Here is a 21,646-nt window from a genome sequence, read left to right as displayed (position 1 = left end):
ATATTTCAGATTATTTTAAGCACAAAAAAAACCTCTTAAAGCCACAATTGATATGGCTTTAAGAGGTCATTATTTTTTAGAATTTTACTAGATGATGAGCTCAAAGATGGGGTCTTGGGGTTTGAGTTTTTACTTTATTATTTTTATTCTTAACCTCTTAAGCTCTGAAACCGACTAATAGCCTTAACTACTAAAAACGGGGATATGCCTTAGGAATTCAAATTCGATTGGCAACCGTTCATCGGTTAGAAAAATAATCAGTATTTCAGACGCTATAATGGATTCATCAGAAAGACAGCCAGTCATTCTGACTTAAACTAAAACTCACAAAAGGATATGTTCATGAAGCTCACAAAAATACTGATGGTTCTTCCGTTGTCGTTACTCTCTATTAGTGCCATTGCCGGCATGAATGATGTTAATGGCAGTACTAAGTGTACCACCGTCGACTCTATTAGTAAGAAGAAGGCCATCGTAAAAGCTTGTACTTACGATGGCGCAGTAGGAGGAAGTATGAGTTATGCGATTAGCCAGTTAAATTTCAAACTGCCTAATGGTAATACTTATCGTACCGTCAATGATGCTACGTTTGATTTTGATAAAAACGGAAACGTCCAGAATTTAAAAGAAAGCATTTCAATCAATGGTAAGGCAGCTGAAATTATAAATTTGCATTATAAAACATTTAAAAAAATCTCGGATAAAGAAATAGAAAGTCGTTATGAAAAGAAAAATCCTAACTTTTCTGATGTTTTACAATGTTTCAAATACATTAAGAAAGATGCTGCTTTCTGTGTTCCTTATGAGTTTATTAGTAGTATGTCCTAACAGTTATTGGCTATAATGCGTTCCTTACTATGTACCTGAATAATCTAAATTTATTTATTGGAGAGACTATGAAATCTATATCTATAACTTCTTTGGCTCTATTAGCGACCGCAGCTTTACTATCTACAACTACCCTAGCTGCCCCTAGCTCTTCTAAAAGTATCAGCAGCTACAAAAGCAATGATATGGTTCATGTGTTTGGCTGGATGGAAGACGCTTGTACTGGTGAAAAACCGCCTTATAAAAAGATTGCTGCTAAAGACACAGCATTTATAGACAGTATTAGAGGTCAAAGAGCCTATGACAATTTCGTAAAGCCAAAGGCGCAGTGGTTATCAGAATATCAAAATATGATAAAAGATGTAAAAATGAAAAAAGGTGAACCATACACTGAATATCGAGTTATTTTCAATAAAGGCGTTACCTACCGCGGTCAGCCTCTAGAGGAGTATACATTCAGTTTTATACCTGAATCATCAGGTGGTGAAAACGTTTTAAAGTTTGCATCGACTGCGACTGTACCTACCATTATGCCGAATTTTAAAACTCGAACCATGGAATACTGGGGTGAAATGGAAAAAAGAGGGGCCGGATACGACTCTAAAAATAAAACGGTTACCTGCTATTTTTGGTAAATAGCTTTTTTTCGAACAGTGATGACCCCTGCTATCAAATCCATATACCTAAACTTGGAGGATTTCGATTAGCAGGACTTTTGAAAGCCCACTAACTATAGCCTAAATTCTTTTGAATTCTAGCCCCACTGCGAGCACAGCTCTTGTCTTGCGTAGGAACGAAGCAGTGCTTCGCTCTATCCCTCCTCATTTATAATGTCTCGATCCTCCTGAGCAACCTTGATATCGCTTTTAAAATATTTATCCTCTTCTATAATAACTATGCTTTTAGGGTCATACGGCTTATTGCCGCTAAGCTTGCCTTCATCAGCTTTGTTCTACCAGTTAAATAAGGTCTGCACTACTATGCCTCGCTGATTTGCACTCACTGAAATATCATCATTATTATCTACTATTTTTTACACAGCTTCAGCTTTTAAAGCTGCACTGTAGACTCTTACTTTCTTAATCATAATAAACTTCTATTGATGCACCTAACTTACCAAATTTTGTTCTAATTTTTTTAGAATAGCTCATAACCTCAGAAGTGTCTCCTTGTCTTTTTATAAACATACTCTATCAGAATGTCAAGTCTTCGAAAACCTCGGGCTATTCAGTATTATAAAAAAACGTAATAATTACAATCTATCCCTGCGACACCATTTGTCGTGTATTTAGATTGCAGTCATTGCAATATGAATTGATATAAGAGATATTAGTATGAAATCAATTATTTATAATCAATAAAGTTTAAACTTATTTTTTAAAAAGGATTTTACCAATATATTATTGAGCGTTTAAATTATGCTCGCCAGCGTTAAAAAATCATAGTCGATACTTCAAGCTGTATAGCTAACTACTTAGGAAAATTGCGATGACAACCAAAAAAGACCTAGCAATTAAACCATGGATGGAAGAAATTTGGGTGTGGGCAGATAAATTTGGACTCTCAGAAGAACAGCTGCCTCGTGACGCTAATGCTTTATCTTCTTTGACTGAATTATCGTTAATTGAAAAAAGTATCACTAAAGTACCACAATCCATAGGTAATTTAAAAAACCTAAAAAGCCTCGATCTTAGTTACAATTGTGATATGGATGCACTGCCAGAGAGTATGGATAAACTTATTAATTTAGAAGAACTACATTTAAGTGCTATATCACTTAAGAAACTACCTAAAAACCTTACTAATCTTATTAATCTCAAAATATTAAATTTAGGCGGCAATAAACTTGAGACACTTCCAGAAAGTATTGGTGATCTTGTAAACCTAGAAGATTTAATTCTTTACGAAAACGTATTGAACACGCTACCTCGTGGTATTAAAAAATTAAAAAACTTAAAACAACTTGATTTAGAAGGTAATAAATTTGAGACTCTTCCAGAAAGTATCAGTGATCTTGCAAACTTAGAATATCTGAGACTTGACTGTAATGCGTTAAATACGCTACCTGATAGCATTGGTCAAATAAAAAGCTTGAAGAAGCTAAATTTAAACAGTAACAAACTTAAGGCACTTCCAGAAAATATTGGGAATCTTATAAATCTAGAATATCTGAGTCTTGACTATAATGCGTTAACTACATTACCTGATAGCATTGGCAAATTAAGAAACTTAAAACAACTTGATTTAGAAAGTAATAAACTTAAGATTTTTCCAGAAAGTATTGCTAATCTAGCAAACCTACTATACTTGAATATTAGCCAAAATGCGTTAAACACACTACCCGATAGCATTAACAAATTAAGAAAATTGAAACGAATTTATTTAGAAGACAATAAGCTTAAGACATTACCAGAAAATATTACTGATCTTGTAACCCTCGAATGTTTGAGGCTTGACTATAATACGTTAAACACGCTACCTGATAGTATCGGTCAAATGAAAAAATTGATGGCACTTGGCTTAGGAAATAATAAACTTAAGTCAATTCCAGAAAGTATTGGTGATCTTGCAAACCTAAAAGATTTAGGTCTTAACGATAACGCGTTAAGCACGCTACCTGATAACATTAGAAAATTAAGAAACTTGGAAGAACTTGATTTACAAAGTAATAAACTTAAGAGTCTTCCAGAAAGTATTGGTGATCTAGCAAACCTACAATATTTGGATCTTAACCATAATGTATTAAATGTACTACCTGAAAGTATTAGTCAAATGAAAAAATTGATGTTACTTAGATTAAGAACTAATAAAATTAAGACGCTTCCAGAAAGTATTGGCCAGCTAATAAATTTAGAATATATTAATGTTGAGGATAACCAATTAAGTATACTGCCTGATAGCATTGGTCAAGTAAAAAGCTTGAAAAAAACTAGGGCGTGTCATCAATTAAGTCAAATGACACAAGAAACCAGATGAATTGCACTGAGGAAATAACTGGCTAACTTATCACAGCGAGTAGCAATTGCACGGTACTGCTTAATCTTGGCAAAGAAGTTCTCGATCAGATGCCGCTCTTTATAAAGTTCTTTATCGAAGTCTCTTGGCTGCAGCCTATGACACTTAGATGGTATGACTACATGGCCTTGTACGGCTTCAATCGGTTCAATAACGCGGGCATCCGCATCGTAAGCCTTATCGGCAAGCCATGTCTGAGTGATACTGACATCTAATAGCTTATCTGAGCCACACAGGTCATGAGCCGCGCCACCGGTTAGATAAAAGCCAGTAGGATTACCTAGCGCATCTGTTCGAGTATGTATTTTGGTCGTCAGTCCACCTTTGCTGCGTCCAATGGCTTGATCCCTTTTTTCCAGCACTGTGTTGATAGGCTTTAACTATGGTGGCATCTAAAATGGCATATTCGTTGACAGACCCCTCAGACAGCTGAGTACACATGCTTCCATACCTCTTTTTTTAATCAGCGGCTAAAATGACCCCTGCCGTCAAATCCGTAGAACCAAACTTGGGAGATTTTAATTACGCAGCTTGACGATAATAATCAAACCACACCTGTCTTGGCGATTTATAGCTCAAGCCCTTTTGAATCCTAGTCTGGTTGTAATATAGCTCGATGTATCTAATGATATCGGTAATGGCGGCAAATCTAGTTTTATAATCCTTATGATATACCAGCTCATTCTTCAATATGCCCCAGAAGCTTTCTATGGGTGCGTTATCAAAGCAATTACCTTTGCCACTCATTGAGCCTATAAACTGGTGCTGTTTAATGATCTTATGATACGCATGGCTACAGTATTGACTACCTCTGTCTGAGTGCACAATTAATCCTTTATTAGGCCGTTTGTTTTTGATTGCCATACTTAGTGCTTTGCAAACTAAGTCAGCAGTCATGCGTTTGTTGATAGCGTAACCGACCAACTCTCTGGTATATAAATCTTTCACTCCTGCTAAGTACAGCCAGCCTTCATTTGTCCAGATATAAGTAATATCGCTTACCCAAGACTCATTAGGGCAACTGGCATCAAACTGCTGATCCAGCACATTCGGATAGACCAGCTTGTTGTGATTAGAGTCGGTGGTCACTTTAAAGCGCTTATGACGACGACATTTAATGCCGTGTTCCTCTTTGATGCTTCTTACCATATACAGGCTAATGTTGTGGCCTTGTTTGCTTAGATGAGCATGCAATCGATCTACGCCATAACGTTCTTTCATTTCACTGTGAGCGGCTTTAACTAGTAGCTCGCACTGATTGCGGTGTACCTGCTGTTCGCTGATGTCACGACTTAGCCAATCGTAGTAGCTTGAGGGCTTAACGCTTAATACACGGCACATAGTAGTGGTGCTAAATATCTGACGATTGTCTTTGATAAAAGCGTACTTTACGGGCTGTTTTTCGCGAAGTACGCGGTCGCCTCACTCGAGCATAGCTCTCCTCTTGCGTCGGGGCGAAGCAATGCTTCGCTTTAGCCCTCCTCATTTAGAATCTCGCGCTCCTCTTCAGCCACTTTGAGCTGACGCTTGAGCTGCTTTATTTCTTGAAGAGCACTCATAAGGTCAGGATCATATTGCTCTGTGCCAACAAGCTTGCCTTGATTGGCTTTGTTATGCCAGTTTGATAGCGTTTGCATGGCAATGCCAAGTTGCTTGGCTGTGGCTGAAACATTACCGTTATTGTCTGCTATCTTTTTAACAGCTTCGGCTTTAAATTCGTCACTGTAGCTTCTTATTTTCTTGGTCATGATAAACTCCGATTAATACGCTTAGTTTACCAAGTTTAGGTGTACGGTTTTTTCAGCATAGCTCACAACCATGTTGTGCCATAGTCGCTTGTAGCTGCTCCCAAAGGTTATCGGTTAATGCTTGTCTGGCCATCTTTAATGAATACCTATCGATCGCTAAAATATAACCTTTATTTTAGCGACTATTACCCCTTTTTCCAATTAGGGACACGCCCTAGCAATAATACGCTTACTAGATCTATGAAGGGGCAGCATTGCTTGCAGGGGCAACGCCTTATTTTGTGCCCTGCACGGAAGACAATGATTTTACTGGAGACTATCGTCAAATTCCTGAGGCGGTCTGGCAGCGGACGCAGTTGGTGTTTGTGTGTAGCCCAAACAACCCCACAGGCGCAGTGATGGGTGAAGCAGACTGGACCTTTTTGATTGAGCAGTCTGACAAGTATGGGTTTGTGCTTGCCAGTGACGAATGCTATAGCGAGCTGTATTTTGATACGCCACCGCTTGGGCTGCTGGAAGTATGCGCCAAAATTGGACGAGATGACTATAAAAATTGTCTTGTTTTTCATTCGTTGTCCAAACGCTCTAACCTGCCAGGGCTGCGCTCTGGGTTTGTTGCTGGCGATGCGGCTATTTTGCAGCCGTATTTACAATACCGCACGTACCAAGGCTGTGCCCTGCCACTGCATCATCAGCTGGCATCCATTGCCGCTTGGCAAGATGAAGCCCATGTAGAAGCAAACCGAGTGCTGTACCGTGAAAAGTTTGATTTATGGATGCATGAACTGGGTGACAGATTGTCGCTACGAAAGCCCGATGCGGGGTTTTATTTTTGGTTGCAAGTGCCAGACATCTATCAACAAGATGATGAGGCGTTTGTTAAAGCGCTGTATGAGCAAGTCAATATTCATGCGTTGGCAGGGCGTTATCTGTCTCGTGAGGTAGACGGCATCAACCCAGGTGCAGGTTTTGTACGCATTGCACTGGTTGCCAGCGTGGAAGAAAGCAAACAGGCAATACAACGGATTAAGACCTTACTGGATGTCCTGTAAGACCGAGTCATACTTTGTAAGTCCGAGTCATACTTTATGACAGAAACCCTTTTAAAGTATTAAAACGATAAGCATAAACTCTCCAAACACAGCCTGTAACGACTACAACCGTTAGTCGCTACAGGCTGTGTTTTTTTCTATCCCTTCTCTGACTTTTATTCTCACAAGTCGCCTCTTATCAAAATTTTTATCAAAAATTATTCAATGATGAATAATTTTTGCACAAGATTAAAACTTCAGGTTTCTATACTTCTTGTTAGGACGCATAAGCCAGCATAAAAACAACCAAAGACGGTTTGATAAAAATGCCAGCTTACAAAATAACAAGGAGTGTTTATGGGACCAGAAATCATTACGCTGATTTTTTTAGTCGCCGCCATCGTTTTATTTACCACTGAAGTCATTCCGCTTTCAGTCACTGCCATGCTGCTCAGCACCGGCTTTGCCATTACGGGTGTTTTAGAACCCACCGAAGCGTTTGCAGGGTTTGTAGACTCCAATGTGCTGCTGTTTATGGCCATGTTTATTATTGGGGCTGCCATCTTTGAAACCGGCATGGCAAAGCAAATTGGCTCGGTCGTCACTAAGTTTGCTAAAACCGAGCGGCAGCTCATCGTAGCCGTGATGCTCATCACCGGTCTCATGTCCGGCTTGCTATCCAATACAGGAACAGCCGCAGTTTTAATTCCTGTGGTCATTGGTATTGCCCAGCGCTCCGGCTTTGCTCGAGGTCGCTTGCTGTTGCCTTTGGTCATTGCGGCTGCCATGGGTGGCAACTTAAGTTTGATTGGTGCACCGGGCAACCTCATTGCTCAATCAGGATTGCAAGGCGTAGGCGGTTCATTCAGCTTTTTTGAATACGCCAAGATTGGTTTACCCATTTTGATTGTGGGCATCATCTATTTTGCTTTCTTTGGCTATAAGTTTTTACCCGATGCCAAACCCTCTAAATCTAATACCATCTTTGATGAAGAAGTCGACTACTCGACCGTACCCGCTTGGAAGCGCCATGTATCCCTAGCTGTGTTGGTACTCACCGTTGCTGCCATGGTGTTTGAAAAACAAATAGGCGTCAAATTGTACGTGAGTGCTTGGCTGGGTGCGTTACTGCTGGTGGTGTTTAAAGTCATTGATGAAGACACCGCTGTACGCTCCATTGACATGAAGACCATCTTGTTATTTGTGGGCTCTTTGTCATTGGCTGCCGCACTGCAAAAATCAGGCGCTGGTGAAACCCTTGCCGACACCATTGTCAGCATCATGGGTAGCAACCCCTCTCCCATGGTGGTCATGGCAGTCATGTTAATTCTTTCTGCTGTATTGACCAACTTCATGTCTAACACCGCAACCACGGCGCTACTTGTACCCATCAGCATACTGATTGCTCAACAAATTGGCGCTGACCCCAAAGCTGTACTCATGGCAACGGTGATTGGTGGGTCGTTTGCTTACGCAACCCCCATTGGTATGCCAGCCAATGCCATGGTTTATAACATTGGTAACTATCGCTTTAACGACTATGTCAAAGCCGGACTACCTCTCATCATCATTTCTATCATCATCACATTTATTTTACTACCCATTGTATTTCCCTTTTATCCATAGCCAATAGGCAAAACCCAAGGAGCATGATATGACAACGATAACCAAAGCAGAATCCGCTGAAAAATTGCGCGATACCATGAGTAAATTTATCTCACTGGTCAGCTATCATCTGCCTGACGATGTGAGCAAAAAACTAAACGACCTGCGAGCCGAAGAAGAATACCCACTCGCCAAGTTGATTTATGACACCATGATAGAAAACCAAAAGCTTGCCGCAGACTTGAAGCGTCCAAGCTGCCAAGACACCGGTGTGATTCAGTTTTTTGTGAGCTGCGGGGAGAACTTTCCACTCATAGGACAGCTTGAGAAAATCTTAAAAAACTCTGTGGTAAAGTCAACCAAAGAGACACCGCTGCGCCATAACTCGATTGAAACGTTTGATGAGTACAACACAGGGCAAAACGTGGGTGACGGCACACCTTCTGTTTTTTGGGAGATTCGGGAAGACAGCGACGACTGCGAAATCTATACCTATATGGCTGGTGGCGGCTGTACCTTGCCCGGTCATGCCATGGTACTGATGCCGGGTGAAGGCTATGAAGGCGTGGTGCGTTTTGTGCTAGACAGACTCACCACCTATGGTCTGAATGCGTGCCCACCACTATTGGTAGGTATTGGTGTTGCAACCTCGGTAGAAACTGCCGCCATGCTGTCAAAAAAGGCCTTGATGCGCCCCGTAGACAGCAAAAACCCGAACGAACGAGCGGCTCAGCTAGAAGAGCTACTTGAAGAAGGCATCAACAGTCTGGGCATTGGCCCGCAAGGGTTGTCCGGCAATAAGACCGTAATGGGCGTGAATATTGAAAATGCGGCACGCCACCCGTCTACCATTGGCGTGGCAATTAATACCGGCTGCTGGTCACACCGTCGTGGCAAGATCATCTTTGATAAAGACTTAAACTTTACCATGCCCTCACATGAAGGAGCAGCGCTATGAGTAAGCACATTTTACAAACGCCGATTAAAGATGAAGACATCGTAGATTTAAAGGTTGGTGATATTGTTTATCTCACTGGCACATTGGTCACTTGCCGTGATGTGGCACACCGCCGAGTGATTGAAGAAAAAAGGCCTTTGCCTGTGGATGTGCGTAACCTTGCCATTTTGCATGCCGGTCCTATCATCCGCCAGTTGGGCGAAGATGAATACGAAATGGTATCCGTAGGCCCGACCACCAGCATGCGCATGGAGAAGTTTGAAAAAGAGTTTATTGAGCAAACCGGGGTAAAGCTGATTCTGGGTAAAGGTGGCATGGGAGCAAATACCGAAGCTGGCTGCCGAGAAAATAACGCCATCCACTTGGTGTATCCAGCTGGTAATGCGGTGCTGGCAGCGACCAAAGTCAAACGCATTGTGGATGCGCAATGGAAAGACTTGGGTATGCCTGAGACGCTATGGGTATGCGAAGTTGAAGAATTTGGCCCGCTGATTGTGTCTATAGACACCAATGGCAATAACATCTTTGAGATGAACAAAAAAACCTACAACGCCAACAAAGAAAAAGTCTACGAAGACATTATTCAGCACGTTCGCTATATTAAATAGGCTTTATAGATGTTGCCTTATTAAACCCTCAAAAAATACACCATAAAAAACGGAAGGTCATGCCTTCCGTTTTTTGTTGTGAGCACAGCCATGAGCGTCGCTGTAATAGCCATGAGTGTCAATGTACAGCTGTAAGCGTCGCAGTGATAGACATGAAACATCATTGTTGTCGATACTTCCTACGTACGATGTACCATGACAGCATGGAAGCGCTCGCTGTTTTATTTTAAGTTGATACTTGAGGGTTGCACTGCATCCCACACCTGCTGAACGCTAGGATTGGTTTCAACCACACGCTTATACAGCACGATATCTACAGTGAGCTGCAGCTGCTGTCCACCAATTTTATACAGCTGTTTGCTAATGAGTTCATTTTTTACGATTGAAAATGGCAGCCACGCAATACCCACGTCTGCCACTACCATGGCTTTTAGGGTCTCGTAGTTATCGGACTCAAACACGGAGTTCAGGTTGCCCAGTATGTCTTTTTTATTTAAAAAATTTGACACCAGTCCTTTTAGAGACAAAGATTTGTCATACGTTAGCCAGTTGGTCTTATGAATATTGGCTTTTTTACTTAGCTGTTGCAAGATGGCATCTGTATTTGCCGCTGCCGTTACTGGCACGATGATTTCCTGCCCCAATACTTTGTATTCGTATTGTTTTTTATTTAACAATAAGTCTGTCATTGGGGTTTGATAGGCGATGAGCAGGTCTGACTCTTTTGCGATAAAGCGCAAGATGGCAAACTCAGTGCCACTGGTGAGCACAGACATCTGAGTAAACCCTGTGTCTTGTGTGACTTGCCGATACCACTGTGGAAAAAAGTTGCTGCCCAGCGTTCTACCGGTGGCAATCTGAATGCTTTGTTGGCTGGTGTTGATGGTGCCTTGTAGCTGCGCCCGTACGGTAGACAATGTGGCCGTGACTTCATACGCCGCTTCTAAAAACAGCTGTCCGGCCTGTGTGGGTTTGATGGGCTGAGTACGCTCTATTAGATCTACCCCAACCCACTCTTCTAAAAGCTTGATGCGACGACCAAAGGCGGTATGCGTGATGGCCCGTTTTTCTGCGGCCTTTGACAAGCTGCCTGAGTCTATCAAAACAATGTAATCCATCAACCATTCTACGTTCATAGTCATCCTTAGTTGCTTTTAGCTGCCAGATAGCGCCAGAGTGTCGGCTCATCCACAAAAAATACCACATAATACCTTGGCTAAAAAGAATCTAGAAAAAACTTAGCTGACAGTGATTGCATGGCGCTAGTTCACGACGCGACATGACATGACATAAAGAACAACAAGCAAAGCTTTTCAGCCTTTATGAAAAAAACAATAGAACATAAGTTTTGTTTTTATTATTGAAAATTTTTAACATTGTTATTTCTTCATAGTGATAACTTTATGAATTATACTAGACCTCTTGCAAAAGTCATAGGTTTAGCTCGAAATTAATGATACCAGCAAACAGCTTCATTCTAAGATCATAGCGCTGACGACGGTTACGATATTTATGAGCCACGATTTTGAACAACTTGATTAAGCCTATTTTGTGCTCAACCACAATACGGAACTTTGCCAGATAGTGATTGGCCTGTTTGCATATCTCCAATAACTGACCACCACGAGGTTTCTTAAATGGTGTGAAAGTTTGGTTATGTAGCTTTGCTAACCCTTGATAACCACTGTCTGCTAGATAGTTAGTATTCTCAGGTAACCAATCAGGACAAGTATCTTTATACAGCTTAAAATCGTGGATTGACCCTTTACAGGTTTGCACATCAAGTATCAAGCCGGTTTGCCAATGAACGATAACCTGCGCTTTTAAGGTGTGTTGTTTTTTCTTACCGCTATAGTAGTCGCTTTGGTTTTTTTTGGACGCTCAATAGGGGTTTCGGTGGCATCGACAATGACGACTGACCAATTGGTATCCTCATCGACACGACTAGGCAGCTTTTTAGGCAATTCAAACTTACCAGAGTCAATCAGGATGTCTTCTACTTTACGGATGATACGACTAGCAGAAGACTCATGAATACCAAAGTCCATACTGATATGATAAAGCGTGCGGTATTCACGCCAATAAGTCAGGGCTAATAGTATTTGTGCTTTAAGACTGAGCACACTTGGTCTGCCTGATTTGGTCTTAGATGCTTCATGCTTTTGCATGGCATCAAGCATGTCATAAAAGGTGGCTTTATGAATGCCTGTATAGCGTTTAAAACCAGCGTCACTTTGTTTGAGTAGCTTATCTATGTTTGGCATGGTTCCTAAAAAGTTATGAGTGTCTTCTTATTTTAATTCCCTTTGCTACTTTTGCAAGAGGTCTATTATAGCCCAAAAATATGAGTAGCTAACTGAACGCTTATTCTACGCTAAGCTTCTTCTATGTCTTGTTTTGTATGATGGACTCATATCGACACTTCTGACAACTTTGATAATGAGTCGTCAGACATGAACCTTAAATACGGAGTAAACACGATGAAAAAACTATCAACCCTAAGCAAATCCCTACTTATTGCTCTTAGCGTTCTAGGTATTGGTACTCTCGCTGTTGCCTCAGGTCAAATACCTGCTATTTCAGGCGCAAAGACGAGTGACGCAGTCGCGATAGCACAGAGTAAAATCAGTCTAGAGCAAGCCGTCGCTATTGCGCAAAAAACAGTCAAAGGAGACTTAATTAGCGCTGAGTTTGACCAAAACGATTATATGGCAAGTGGCGAGTATGAAATCAAGCTTATCAATGATGGAGTGGAGCATGAAGTAAAAATTGACGCCAGTAGCGGCAAAGTTCTAAAATCTAAGCAGGAAAAAATAGATCAAGACGACTTAGCAGAATATAACGCTATGAGGCAAGCCCAAATAACCCTAACCCAAGCCATGCAAAAAGCAACGCAAAGTGTTGGTGGCAAAATTACTGAAGCAGAGTTTGATTTTGATAACGGTATACCCGCTTATGAGATTGAAATAGCTAAAGGGATGGACATAAATAAACTGATAATCGATAGCATGAATGGTCAGGTTGTCAGCAGTCAGTTAAATGATGATTAATATTTTAAAACTTGGTTGAATATAGCTTAACAACGGCTCTACTCTGTACACTAGTATCGATTAGAGCTTTTTAGTTTGAGGACGCTATAAAAAGTGTCACTATAGATAAATATTTTTTAATCCTACTAGTCACATAATAAGGATATCCCATGCGCGTATTGGTAGTCGAAGATGACTTGATGATTGGCGAGAGTCTGAGCGAAGCCTTGCAAGATGAGGCTTATACGGTTGATTGGGTCAAAGACGGTCGTCAAGCCATACTGACATTAAGGGTGCAACCTTATGACATCATCTTATTAGACTTAGGTCTTCCAGAAGTTGATGGCATGGGCGTGTTGACTGCTATTCGCGATGCCAAGATTGAAACACCAGTGTTGATACTCACCGCGCGTGATCAATTAAAAGATAGAATTGCAGGCTTAGACTCAGGGGCTGATGATTATGTCGTCAAGCCTTTTGAGTTAGGAGAAGTCTTTGCACGCATGAGAGTACTTATTCGCCGTGCCCAAGGCAAGGCTGATAATCAAGTGACGGTTGGCAATTTAAGTTTAGATACCGCGCACAAACGGGTCATGATGGATGGTAGCCCTATCGATTTAACCGCAAAGGAGTACATGCTTCTCACTACCTTTATGCTATCGCCTGAAAAAGTCATGTCCAAAAATGAGCTTGAGGATTCGTTATATGGCTGGGGCGGCGAAGTTGAAAGTAACGCCATTGAGTTTTTGATTCATAGTTTACGCAAAAAGGTCGGACAAGATAGAATCAAAAATGTTCGTGGCCTTGGATGGTATATCAGCAATGCCTAAATTTCGTAAGCCCTTTAACTCATTACAGTTCCAACTTATCTTTTGGTCTGTTGTGTCATTATTACTACTGGCAATAGTGGCTGGTGGTTATGGATTTTGGTACAGCTATAACGAGATAAATGACTTTCAGGATGATAACTTAAAAAATACTGCTGCCTTATTAGAGCAGTCGCTTAATATTAGTGGTTTAAATAATAATGCTGCTTATTCATACAGTGACGAGCATGCCCGCAGCAACATTCACTTTGATACCGATGACGATGATGGTGCGATCACCGTTGATATAGTCATACTCTCCGCCTCACTCAATAACGGGGTAGAAGATTATCAGAACGTTCAAAGCGATGATGAGCATGATTACTCAGAACCTATACCGTTGGCATTAGTAAATAGCGTTCCACAAGGGATAAGCGATCAAAACATTGACGGTCATTCTTGGCGAACCTATAGAAATGATGTCAAGATTGAGTCTTTAGATACTGATGAAGAAGTGGCTCTAATTTTGCGCCAACAGACAGATTTACAGGATGATTTAGCCAAAGCTAGTGCCTTACAGTCTTTTTTACCCCTTATTATCGGTATAGCATTATTACTGCTTTTACTGCCTTTTATCATGTGGCGCATGATGAAACCTGTGCGTCAATTGCATCATGAGATAAGCGCACGTAATGAGAATGACCTAAGTCCTTTATCGATTGGTAGAATGCCCTCTGAATTGCTGCCACTAGCCGAATCGTTAAATAGATTATTGGCTATAGTCAAAATTAGTATTGAACGTCAGCAACGCTTTATCGCTGATGCTGCCCATGAACTGCGCTCGCCGCTGACTGCCATCTCACTACAATTACAACGATTACAGCGTATTAGTAATGATAACGTTATGTCGGAAGGCCTCGATAAACTGGCTATTCGCTTGAGGCGTAATCAAAGTTTGGTTGAGCAATTATTAACGCTCGCTCGTGCTGGTAATATCAATACCGAGCTTGGTACCGAGACAACAGCAACCAATGTTAAATCTATTATCGAACAAGTCATAGGGTTACTCATTCCTATTGCTGATAATAAGAACATCGAACTAACTGTCGACTTACAGTCAAGTAGCAAAGTAAAGATAGATGAGACATCGTTGTTGTTGCTCATCAAAAATCTGATTCAAAATGCCATTATTTACACGCTAGCTGGTGGTCAAGTCATGGTTAAACTCTATCAACTTGAGCAAAACTCAGGCAGTTTGGATAAATCGGCTTTAAATGCTCAATATAATTTTGGCTCACATGTGATTCAATCTGGAAAATTAAGTAATCTATCCAAGACACTAGATAACAAATTAGTATTACAGATCATAGATTCAGGCGCAGGCATTGACCCTAGTGATTATAAGAAAGCTTTTGAACCCTTTATACGGCTTAATCAAGTGATTAGTGCAGCTGATCAATTTAGCGACAGTAAACTTAACAATAGTATAAGCGCTTCAAGATCAGATAGCGCAAGTAAGCAATCACAGGAAATAGAAGGTACAGGACTTGGGCTCTCTATTGTTAAATCAATCTGTGAGCAGGCAGGTATCGATGTCTTTATGAAGGACTCTAATTCTGAGATTTTAAACTTACATGATAATCGAGGACTTTGTATAACTTTGATCTTTTAAACTCATACATAGAAATTTGGTGGTGTGTCAAAAAGTATGCTGATTAAAACTTGAACAATTTTTGAAGCCTTGAAAGCCCTATAGAATCAGAGAACTTAGCATAGATTTCTTATTGACTTCTATCGCCAGCATACTTTTTAGAACACCACCAGAAATTTTAATAGATCTAAATAGTTGCATCTTCACACTTTCTTAACATCTCTATTGATAATTTAGTGACATCTACAACGTAACATTAAATTTGTTTACTAATAGAGTGAATCTAACCATGAATACAACCTTAAACAATCAATACTCACCCACTGCTTCTAGTAACGATCCAGTGCTAAACGCTTTGTCCAAAGTTCCGGAAGTTACCCTTCCTTTTGGATAATTAAAATCGCAGCTACTACGCTTGGTGAGACTGCGGGTGATGCTTTAACAATGTCATTAAATCTAGGATACATTGTCAGTACTGGCATTTTCGCTATTATATTTGCTATAGCAGTCGCTACCCAGATTAAAGCCAACTCATTTAATAAATGGTTGTATTGGGGCACGATTATAGCAACAACGACTTTAGGTACAACAATAGCAGACTATGTGACAAGATCACTAGGAATTGGCTATGCTGGCGGCTCAGCGCTTCTAGTAGCTTTACTTGGAATATGTCTAATGACATGGCAGAAGACGATGGGTAGTATCGCCGTCGACAGTATCAGCAAACCCAAAGCGGAAGTATTTTATTGGACGACAATTATGTTTTCGCAAACCTTAGGTACCGCACTTGGTGACTGGGTAGCAGATACAAAAGGTATAGGCTATACAACGAGTGCCATCATCTTTGGATTTTTATTAGTACTTATTGCGATAGCTCATTTTTATACTAAGATATCTAAAACACTATTATTTTGGAGCGCTTTTGTTTTAACTCGGCCTTTAGGAGCGGTGTTAGGCGACTTTTTAGATAAGCCTATTGATCATGGCGGTCTCGCGCTAAGTCGCTTTGGAGCATCAGCAGCCTTGTTAGTGTTTATCATTGTCTGCTTATTAGTCTTCAAACAGCGGGCTAGTGCTAGAGCGCATTGATGATAATGCATCTAGTAAAGTTTACTTTATGGATTAAATGATAATTTCTTAGATGCTCATAGCTTTGTTAACGAGGGGCTGCGATTATTAGTGTGATGAATATATATGGATAATGATTAGATATAGGTAGTAGTGAAAAAGGTTGCTCACGTATTATAAAATATAGCGTTAGCGCCCTTTTTCTATTTAGCATTTTACTTAGGTGATTTGCTTAATATTGGGGTGTTGGAGTTAATTCAAATAAGATGCTAACTTATTTTACTTTCCAACTGCTCCAGACCTTTAAGAATTAGATGAACAATCTCATCAATAAAAGGTGTTGTCATCAAGCGAGTATATTCCTTTTCACTTAAACCAGACTTTGAAGACAATTTTTCAACCGATAAACTTAACAACGATGTTTCTACCTGTTCGTAATCAGCTTCAAAGGAATTACCTTTTGCAATCTGTTGAAGTTCAATATATCTCGCATTATGACTTATCTGCCATTCTTCAGTAAATTCTTCGCTTATTTCATTATTTAGAATACTGTCACACAGTTTTTGACAAAGTCCACCCAGACCTCCAGCCAAATATATCGGTTTATTTAAGTCGATAGCTATCAGAAACTCTTCTAGTACTCCAGGCATCTTACCTAAGTATCCCTCTAACTTACCTCCTGCAAAAATTCTGACATCTGAACTCTCTATCGATTCTTTCCTCATAGTCGTTAAGCAACGCGACCATATATATTGGTTTTCTGGACAGTCAGGTTTAAGAAAAATTTCTTTATTCTTTAATATAGAATCTATGTCATCGGGTACTTCATGTTTGACAATATCTAATAAACCATAATACTTAATACTAAATTCTTTACTGGCTGGAGTTAAGTACAAAGGCCACGCTAAGTGATTTTCAACGTGAAATTGATCAGATTTTAAGCGCTCTTTTAATACTGATGCTTCTTCAAGAACAAACTCTGTAAAACCATTTTCTCTCAAGTCTCCCCCATAGATTAGAGTATGATTGCGAGATAAAATGTGTCTCGCCAAATCTTGAGAGAGTCTTTGTAACTCATCTGTGTGCTGATGATGTTCCTCATAACCCTCTTCAAGATAATCTGAAATAGAGATTCCAACATTATATTTATCGGTTTGCACTTCGTCACTTGACCACAAAGGAGTAGACACTGTTATATTAAGATAGTCTGTCCATATAGTTTCTTCTTCATATAGAGGTGGTTCAGGATAACAAAGATGCAATCTACTGGAGTCTATTGAGGAACTTTCATTCTTAGACAGAATCTCTACTACTTGTTGTACTTCAGGAGGACGACAAAGAATAAAAGCTTTTGAGTCGATCCATCCCTGAGATTGATAAAATTTCAATGACGCTTCAGCATATTTGAAACGGACAGTTTCTAATAAGGATGCAATTAGAATGCGTAATATATCTTTGTGCGCTAAAGGTTCAGCTGTAACATGTACACAAGGTACATTACCGATAGAAGGGAAAATTCTATCTTCGTAATCCTCAAGACTATTAACCACTACTATAGGTCTATACTCTGATTTAGCAGTTAAAACCTCACGCTGACACCAATATCTAGAAGAGTAGGCATCACTAACAATAGCTATCATTGTAGAATTTTTAAGATGACTTTCTATCTCCTCATCGAATTTAAAACCTGGCGATATTTCATTGGCATCGAAAAACCTATTCATATTACTATTGTCAATAAAATTCTTAATTTCTTGAGCGTGATTCAATCCTGTATCGCCTTTTTTTGCATGGCTTAGGAATAACTTTATTGATGTCTCTTTTCCAACCTCATCAGAATCAATATCATTCAGACCATAACGATACAGCTCATGTGAAAGCTCTAAAATACCACTTTCTATACGGTAATCGTGAGGCCAATTATGTGCTCTAATGAAATTATAATTTTCAAGAGCACCAGAGTAACTATGCTTCATGCCAGCTTCGTCAATAGCAACTGGTACAATAAAGTAGTTAGTGCTACCGTTTAGTCTGTTAAAATAGTCTACCCATAATGGTTCGGTTAAAGTTTGCCCACTAGTGAATACGAAGATAACATTTTTATTAGCAAGCTTAGGCGGAGTGTTTTTCGGTGGGTTACTTGGACTCCTAGAGCTATAGAGAAAGGTAGGTATATTGATTTCCCGTGAAAATGGTCTATCTGTATCGCGAGTAATATACCTACGGAACTCACTAATAACATTAAAAATAACTTCTTTATCGGAAGGGTGCCAAATAAAATGAACGGCAAGAGGTGGTAAGTTCTGAGTAGAAGTAATCATATTATAAAGCTCCAAGACGGCTTTGATTAAATTTTAAGCTTGCCAGTAATTTTGATGTTCTCCACGATTTGATGAAAAATAGGTGCGATTATTGTTAGGCGCAACATGTATATTATTCCTTTTTTGAAAAGCCTCATGAATCCATGCCATCAACTCATAATGGCTTGTAGGATAAGAATAAATTTTTGCAAAACCAGCTTGTATGTTGTCATAGAGTCTGGGTGGAACATTGCACGGCGTGTATACAGTTCCATTTTCAGATAATGAATAAGAGCAAAATCCTAGCGCATGCGGTTGATAGCTTGGCAATAATATACCAATAAGCCCTGAACGTGTATTCTGACTGGTTTTTTTGATGCTATAGCCTATTTCCCAATCAACGTATTTTCTTTTCCAAGTATTTTGACCAATCAATACAATAGTAACTGAGCTTTGCGATATAAATCTATCTCTAATCACCTGACGAGTGGTTTCAGTCTTATTATTAGGATCAATATCACCATCTTGAACTGAGCGAGAAACAAAGGTTTCAACATCACTTGAGAAGGTATTTTCGAACTCTTCCCGATCATCACCATCAGCATTATGGAAGCTGACGAATACTTTGTGCTTTGGTATATTGTGTAACATATAGCTCTTAATCTCCTTCGTGATATGATTACTTTACAAACTGTAATATAAAGCACATCTATGAGTAAGAATTTTTCAACTAGCATAGCATGAATTTATTGATAAATAGACCACCATATACTTTCTAAAAAAGGTAAAGCTAACATGACTAGCGTTAACAGCATCTCTCTAAGTAGCTACGTTAAACTTGTTAAGGAGACTAATAAGTTTACTTCTGATAAAGCTCTCTTCGGGGCACAGATGGGTTTATTCAGTGAAGTAGGTAGTTTAGTATCTTTACTAAAAAAGAAGTTGCTCAACAATGATTCGAATGATCATTCGAACGAGTTAGTCATCGAAGAGATGGGAGATATTTTTTGGTATTTTACACTTATAACTATTGTTGAAAATATTGATCTCTATGAATTGATAAATGTTACCGATTCCTATGATAGGCATGAAGGTGCAATTGTTATATCAGGAATAAAGAACCAACCGTTCGTAAGGGTTAAATTTGATAAAAGCATTAAAGATACTGAGTTGCTATTTAGTGAATTGATAAGTCATACAACCTCTCTTAGTAAAGAAACTACTTCAGAAAAGGTTAAAGACTTTTTAGCTATATACTCGGAAGTAATGAGCTTTTTAAATCTTGATTTGTTAAATATTGTTGAACACAATACTTTTAAAATTAGGAATAGATTTGTACCAATTGAAGAACTTAATTTACCTTTGCTATCGTTTGATAGTAATTTTAGCAAAGACGAGCAGTTACCAGTAGAGTTCGAGGTCCATATTGTTGAAAAACCGAATGGTAAAGCTTACCTCAAATGGAATGATGTATTTATCGGAAGTGCTTTAAATGATAATCATCAGGAGGATGATAATTACAAATATCATGATGTATTTCATCTAGCATTTGCCGCCATACTACACTGGTCACCTACATTTAGAGCCTTGATTAAACATAAGAGAAAAAGTGACCTTTCTATTGATGAAACACAAGATAGCGGTAGACCAATTGTGATCGAGGAAGGTCTGAGTGCTTGGTTATTTTCCATATCAAAGCAAAGGGATATTGATTTTACTAAAGAAAGTAGCATTTCATATGATTTATTAAAAACTATTCAGATTTTTGTCAGAGGGTATGAGGTTGAAAATTGCCCATTACAGTTATGGGTAAAAGCTATTATCCAAGGATATACAGTATTTAGTCAAGTTGTTGAGAATAAAGGTGGAATTATAATAGGGAATCGTAGAGAAAGAACACTCGGATTTAGAAAGCTCGATAGATAATATACAGTTGCCATTCTACAGTATCTAAATTGAATTAATAGTCGTAATAAAGTTGCAATGAGCATGATTAAACCAAACGAAGAAGTTTTCAAATATTACTTTTACTTTATCCAAGAAAGAATGAATATATTTTGGAATAAGTATGAAGAAAACTACCCTCTAACCCAAGACCCTACTCTACAGTCTTATAAATTTACTAATGTTTATAGGGCAATGGATAGAGTCAGTCAATACTTAATTAAAAACGTTATCTATTCAGATGATAATTTTTCTGACAAAGATGTTTTACTTAGAATCATTGTATTTAAAATATTTAACAAGCCTGAGACATGGGAGTACCTTGAGAGCGAAGTTGGTAAAATTTCTTTGGAGAACTTTAATTTGACGGATATTAATAACGCTTTACTAAAACGTAAGGATAGTGGTCCTATATTTAATAATGCTTACATGATGACAGGTACACACTCCTTGTATAACCATCTTGATTTCAAACATGAGAAATGGCTTCAGATGGTTAAAAACGAGTTAATCGATCAGTCTGTCTTTGATAAAATTATTGAAGCGAAGTCATTATCAGATACTTTTGACTATCTTAGAGGATGCTCTTTTATCGGTGACTTTTTAGCATACCAATACGCTATTGATATGAATTACTCAAATGTAATTAACTTTAGTGAGGATTCATTTGTAAAGGCAGGCATTGGGGCTATTAGAGGTGTTAAAAAATGTTTTGGTAATGCTTCTTCCTCAAAGTATAGCAATGAAGACATTATTAAATTCACTCAAGATAATTTCGAATATTACCAATCTAAGTTTGGATACGATGACTTTATTCCTCTTTTTGGAAGATCGCCTACTCTCATAGATTTACAAAATTGCTTCTGTGAGACGGATAAGATTTTGAGAGTAAAGATGCCAGATTTGCAAATGCAGAATAAACGTATAAAGCAGCGGTATCAAGAGACACCTAAACCATTAGAGCTATTTTTTCCTCCTAAGTGGGATATAAATCATAAAATAGATAAGCCAAACATACCAGCTACAAATAAAGAACTAACATTGTTCTAAACATT

At 39.1% G+C, this 21,646-nt stretch carries 16 protein-coding genes and 4 pseudogenes; 13 read left to right on the top strand and 7 right to left on the bottom strand.

Annotation, left to right across the window (positions count from 1 at the left end; genetic code table 11):
• The first annotated feature begins 342 nt into the window (after nucleotides 1-342).
• From IQ457_RS12150 to IQ457_RS12140, 3 genes are all read left to right on the top strand, one after another.
• Nucleotides 343-828: a hypothetical protein gene (locus tag IQ457_RS12150; RefSeq protein ID WP_200663566.1), complete on the top strand. Its 486-nt coding sequence runs from the start codon at nucleotides 343-345 to the stop codon at nucleotides 826-828.
• A gap of 68 nt (nucleotides 829-896) precedes the next feature.
• Complete coding sequence (locus tag IQ457_RS12145) at nucleotides 897-1,463, top strand: hypothetical protein (protein WP_200663564.1); 567 nt, start codon at nucleotides 897-899, stop codon at nucleotides 1,461-1,463.
• Nucleotides 1,464-2,316: 853 nt separating this feature from the next.
• Nucleotides 2,317-3,804 (top strand): leucine-rich repeat domain-containing protein, encoded by a 1,488-nt coding sequence (locus IQ457_RS12140; protein ID WP_200663562.1) that lies wholly within the window; start codon nucleotides 2,317-2,319, stop codon nucleotides 3,802-3,804.
• Here the strand turns inward: IQ457_RS12140 and IQ457_RS12135 are convergent.
• On the bottom strand, nucleotides 3,780-4,205 hold the full coding sequence (locus IQ457_RS12135) for an IS5 family transposase (protein WP_200663560.1): 426 nt from the start codon (nucleotides 4,203-4,205) through the stop codon (nucleotides 3,780-3,782). The genes IQ457_RS12140 and IQ457_RS12135 overlap by 25 nt on opposite strands.
• Nucleotides 4,206-4,365: 160 nt before the next feature.
• Nucleotides 4,366-5,591, bottom strand: a pseudogene (locus IQ457_RS12130) (IS3 family transposase).
• Between the two features lie 236 nt (nucleotides 5,592-5,827).
• Between IQ457_RS12130 and IQ457_RS12125 the strand changes: the two are divergent.
• The 4 genes and pseudogenes from IQ457_RS12125 to ttdB all read left to right on the top strand — a co-directional run.
• Nucleotides 5,828-6,643, top strand: a pseudogene (locus IQ457_RS12125) (aminotransferase class I/II-fold pyridoxal phosphate-dependent enzyme); the annotation flags it as partial.
• Between the two features lie 336 nt (nucleotides 6,644-6,979).
• Entirely contained in the window at nucleotides 6,980-8,248 is a 1,269-nt protein-coding gene (locus IQ457_RS12120) for an SLC13 family permease (protein ID WP_200663558.1), read from the top strand.
• Between the two features lie 28 nt (nucleotides 8,249-8,276).
• Complete coding sequence (gene ttdA, locus IQ457_RS12115; RefSeq protein WP_207161747.1) at nucleotides 8,277-9,185, top strand: L(+)-tartrate dehydratase subunit alpha; 909 nt, start codon at nucleotides 8,277-8,279, stop codon at nucleotides 9,183-9,185.
• Nucleotides 9,182-9,793: a L(+)-tartrate dehydratase subunit beta gene (gene ttdB, locus IQ457_RS12110; protein WP_200663556.1), complete on the top strand. Its 612-nt coding sequence runs from the start codon at nucleotides 9,182-9,184 to the stop codon at nucleotides 9,791-9,793. Before ttdA ends, ttdB begins: the two co-directional genes overlap by 4 nt.
• A 221-nt stretch (nucleotides 9,794-10,014) precedes the next feature.
• On the opposite strand, the gene IQ457_RS12105 is transcribed toward ttdB, so the two are convergent.
• From IQ457_RS12105 to IQ457_RS12095, 3 genes and pseudogenes are all read right to left on the bottom strand, one after another.
• Nucleotides 10,015-10,929, bottom strand: a complete 915-nt coding sequence (locus IQ457_RS12105) for a LysR family transcriptional regulator (RefSeq protein WP_200663554.1) — start codon at nucleotides 10,927-10,929, stop codon at nucleotides 10,015-10,017.
• Between the two features lie 295 nt (nucleotides 10,930-11,224).
• Nucleotides 11,225-11,608: pseudogene (locus tag IQ457_RS12100) on the bottom strand (transposase family protein); the annotation flags it as partial.
• An 8-nt stretch (nucleotides 11,609-11,616) separates the two neighbouring features.
• Nucleotides 11,617-12,057 (bottom strand): transposase family protein, encoded by a 441-nt coding sequence (locus IQ457_RS12095; protein WP_200663552.1) that lies wholly within the window; start codon nucleotides 12,055-12,057, stop codon nucleotides 11,617-11,619.
• Nucleotides 12,058-12,273: 216 nt separating this feature from the next.
• On the opposite strand from IQ457_RS12095, the gene IQ457_RS12090 reads away from it, so the two are divergent.
• The 4 genes and pseudogenes from IQ457_RS12090 to IQ457_RS12075 all read left to right on the top strand — a co-directional run bounded on the left by IQ457_RS12090 (nucleotide 12,274) and on the right by IQ457_RS12075 (nucleotide 16,368).
• On the top strand, nucleotides 12,274-12,843 hold the full coding sequence (locus IQ457_RS12090) for a PepSY domain-containing protein (RefSeq protein ID WP_180952558.1): 570 nt from the start codon (nucleotides 12,274-12,276) through the stop codon (nucleotides 12,841-12,843).
• 149 nt (nucleotides 12,844-12,992) lie between these two features.
• A complete protein-coding gene (locus tag IQ457_RS12085; RefSeq protein WP_025651479.1) occupies nucleotides 12,993-13,652 on the top strand; it encodes a response regulator in 660 nt (219 codons plus the stop codon).
• Nucleotides 13,645-15,300, top strand: coding sequence for a sensor histidine kinase (locus IQ457_RS12080; protein WP_200663551.1), 1,656 nt, complete (start codon nucleotides 13,645-13,647; stop codon nucleotides 15,298-15,300). The genes IQ457_RS12085 and IQ457_RS12080 overlap by 8 nt, the downstream gene beginning before the upstream one ends.
• Nucleotides 15,301-15,568: 268 nt before the next feature.
• Nucleotides 15,569-16,368, top strand: a pseudogene (locus tag IQ457_RS12075) (COG4705 family protein).
• 248 nt (nucleotides 16,369-16,616) lie between these two features.
• Here the strand turns inward: IQ457_RS12075 and IQ457_RS12070 are convergent.
• Together IQ457_RS12070 and IQ457_RS12065 are read right to left on the bottom strand one after the other, a co-directional pair.
• Nucleotides 16,617-18,668, bottom strand: a complete 2,052-nt coding sequence (locus IQ457_RS12070) for a TIR domain-containing protein (protein WP_200663549.1) — start codon at nucleotides 18,666-18,668, stop codon at nucleotides 16,617-16,619.
• 33 nt (nucleotides 18,669-18,701) lie between these two features.
• A complete protein-coding gene (locus IQ457_RS12065; RefSeq protein WP_200663547.1) occupies nucleotides 18,702-19,298 on the bottom strand; it encodes a TIR domain-containing protein in 597 nt (198 codons plus the stop codon).
• Between the two features lie 144 nt (nucleotides 19,299-19,442).
• Here IQ457_RS12065 and IQ457_RS12060 point away from each other — a divergent pair, with 144 nt between their 5' ends.
• Nucleotides 19,443-20,573, top strand: a complete 1,131-nt coding sequence (locus IQ457_RS12060; protein WP_193006691.1) for a pyrophosphatase — start codon at nucleotides 19,443-19,445, stop codon at nucleotides 20,571-20,573.
• Nucleotides 20,574-20,636: 63 nt separating this feature from the next.
• Entirely contained in the window at nucleotides 20,637-21,641 is a 1,005-nt protein-coding gene (locus IQ457_RS12055; RefSeq protein WP_200663544.1) for a nucleotide kinase domain-containing protein, read from the top strand.
• Nucleotides 21,642-21,646: the final 5 nt, after the last annotated feature.

Source organism: Psychrobacter sp. M9-54-1 (assembly GCF_016613355.1).
GTDB classification, from domain to species: Bacteria; Pseudomonadota; Gammaproteobacteria; order Pseudomonadales; family Moraxellaceae; genus Psychrobacter; species Psychrobacter faecalis.
This window is presented reverse-complemented; position numbering and strand designations above follow the sequence as displayed.

What these genes read in the sequence shown, in the direction of transcription:
- IQ457_RS12150 (WP_200663566.1), top strand. Translation starts at nt 343, where the DNA reads ATGAAGCTCACAAAAATACTGATGGTTCTTCCGTTGTCGTTACTCTCT.
- IQ457_RS12145 (WP_200663564.1), top strand. Translation starts at nt 897, where the DNA reads ATGAAATCTATATCTATAACTTCTTTGGCTCTATTAGCGACCGCAGCT.
- IQ457_RS12140 (WP_200663562.1), top strand. Translation starts at nt 2,317, where the DNA reads ATGACAACCAAAAAAGACCTAGCAATTAAACCATGGATGGAAGAAATT.
- IQ457_RS12120 (WP_200663558.1), top strand. Translation starts at nt 6,980, where the DNA reads ATGGGACCAGAAATCATTACGCTGATTTTTTTAGTCGCCGCCATCGTT.
- ttdA (WP_207161747.1), top strand. Translation starts at nt 8,277, where the DNA reads ATGACAACGATAACCAAAGCAGAATCCGCTGAAAAATTGCGCGATACC.
- ttdB (WP_200663556.1), top strand. Translation starts at nt 9,182, where the DNA reads ATGAGTAAGCACATTTTACAAACGCCGATTAAAGATGAAGACATCGTA.
- IQ457_RS12105 (WP_200663554.1), bottom strand. Translation starts at nt 10,929, where the DNA reads ATGAACGTAGAATGGTTGATGGATTACATTGTTTTGATAGACTCAGGC.
- IQ457_RS12095 (WP_200663552.1), bottom strand. Translation starts at nt 12,057, where the DNA reads ATGCCAAACATAGATAAGCTACTCAAACAAAGTGACGCTGGTTTTAAA.
- IQ457_RS12090 (WP_180952558.1), top strand. Translation starts at nt 12,274, where the DNA reads ATGAAAAAACTATCAACCCTAAGCAAATCCCTACTTATTGCTCTTAGC.
- IQ457_RS12085 (WP_025651479.1), top strand. Translation starts at nt 12,993, where the DNA reads ATGCGCGTATTGGTAGTCGAAGATGACTTGATGATTGGCGAGAGTCTG.
- IQ457_RS12080 (WP_200663551.1), top strand. Translation starts at nt 13,645, where the DNA reads ATGCCTAAATTTCGTAAGCCCTTTAACTCATTACAGTTCCAACTTATC.
- IQ457_RS12070 (WP_200663549.1), bottom strand. Translation starts at nt 18,668, where the DNA reads ATGATTACTTCTACTCAGAACTTACCACCTCTTGCCGTTCATTTTATT.
- IQ457_RS12065 (WP_200663547.1), bottom strand. Translation starts at nt 19,298, where the DNA reads ATGTTACACAATATACCAAAGCACAAAGTATTCGTCAGCTTCCATAAT.
- IQ457_RS12060 (WP_193006691.1), top strand. Translation starts at nt 19,443, where the DNA reads ATGACTAGCGTTAACAGCATCTCTCTAAGTAGCTACGTTAAACTTGTT.
- IQ457_RS12055 (WP_200663544.1), top strand. Translation starts at nt 20,637, where the DNA reads ATGATTAAACCAAACGAAGAAGTTTTCAAATATTACTTTTACTTTATC.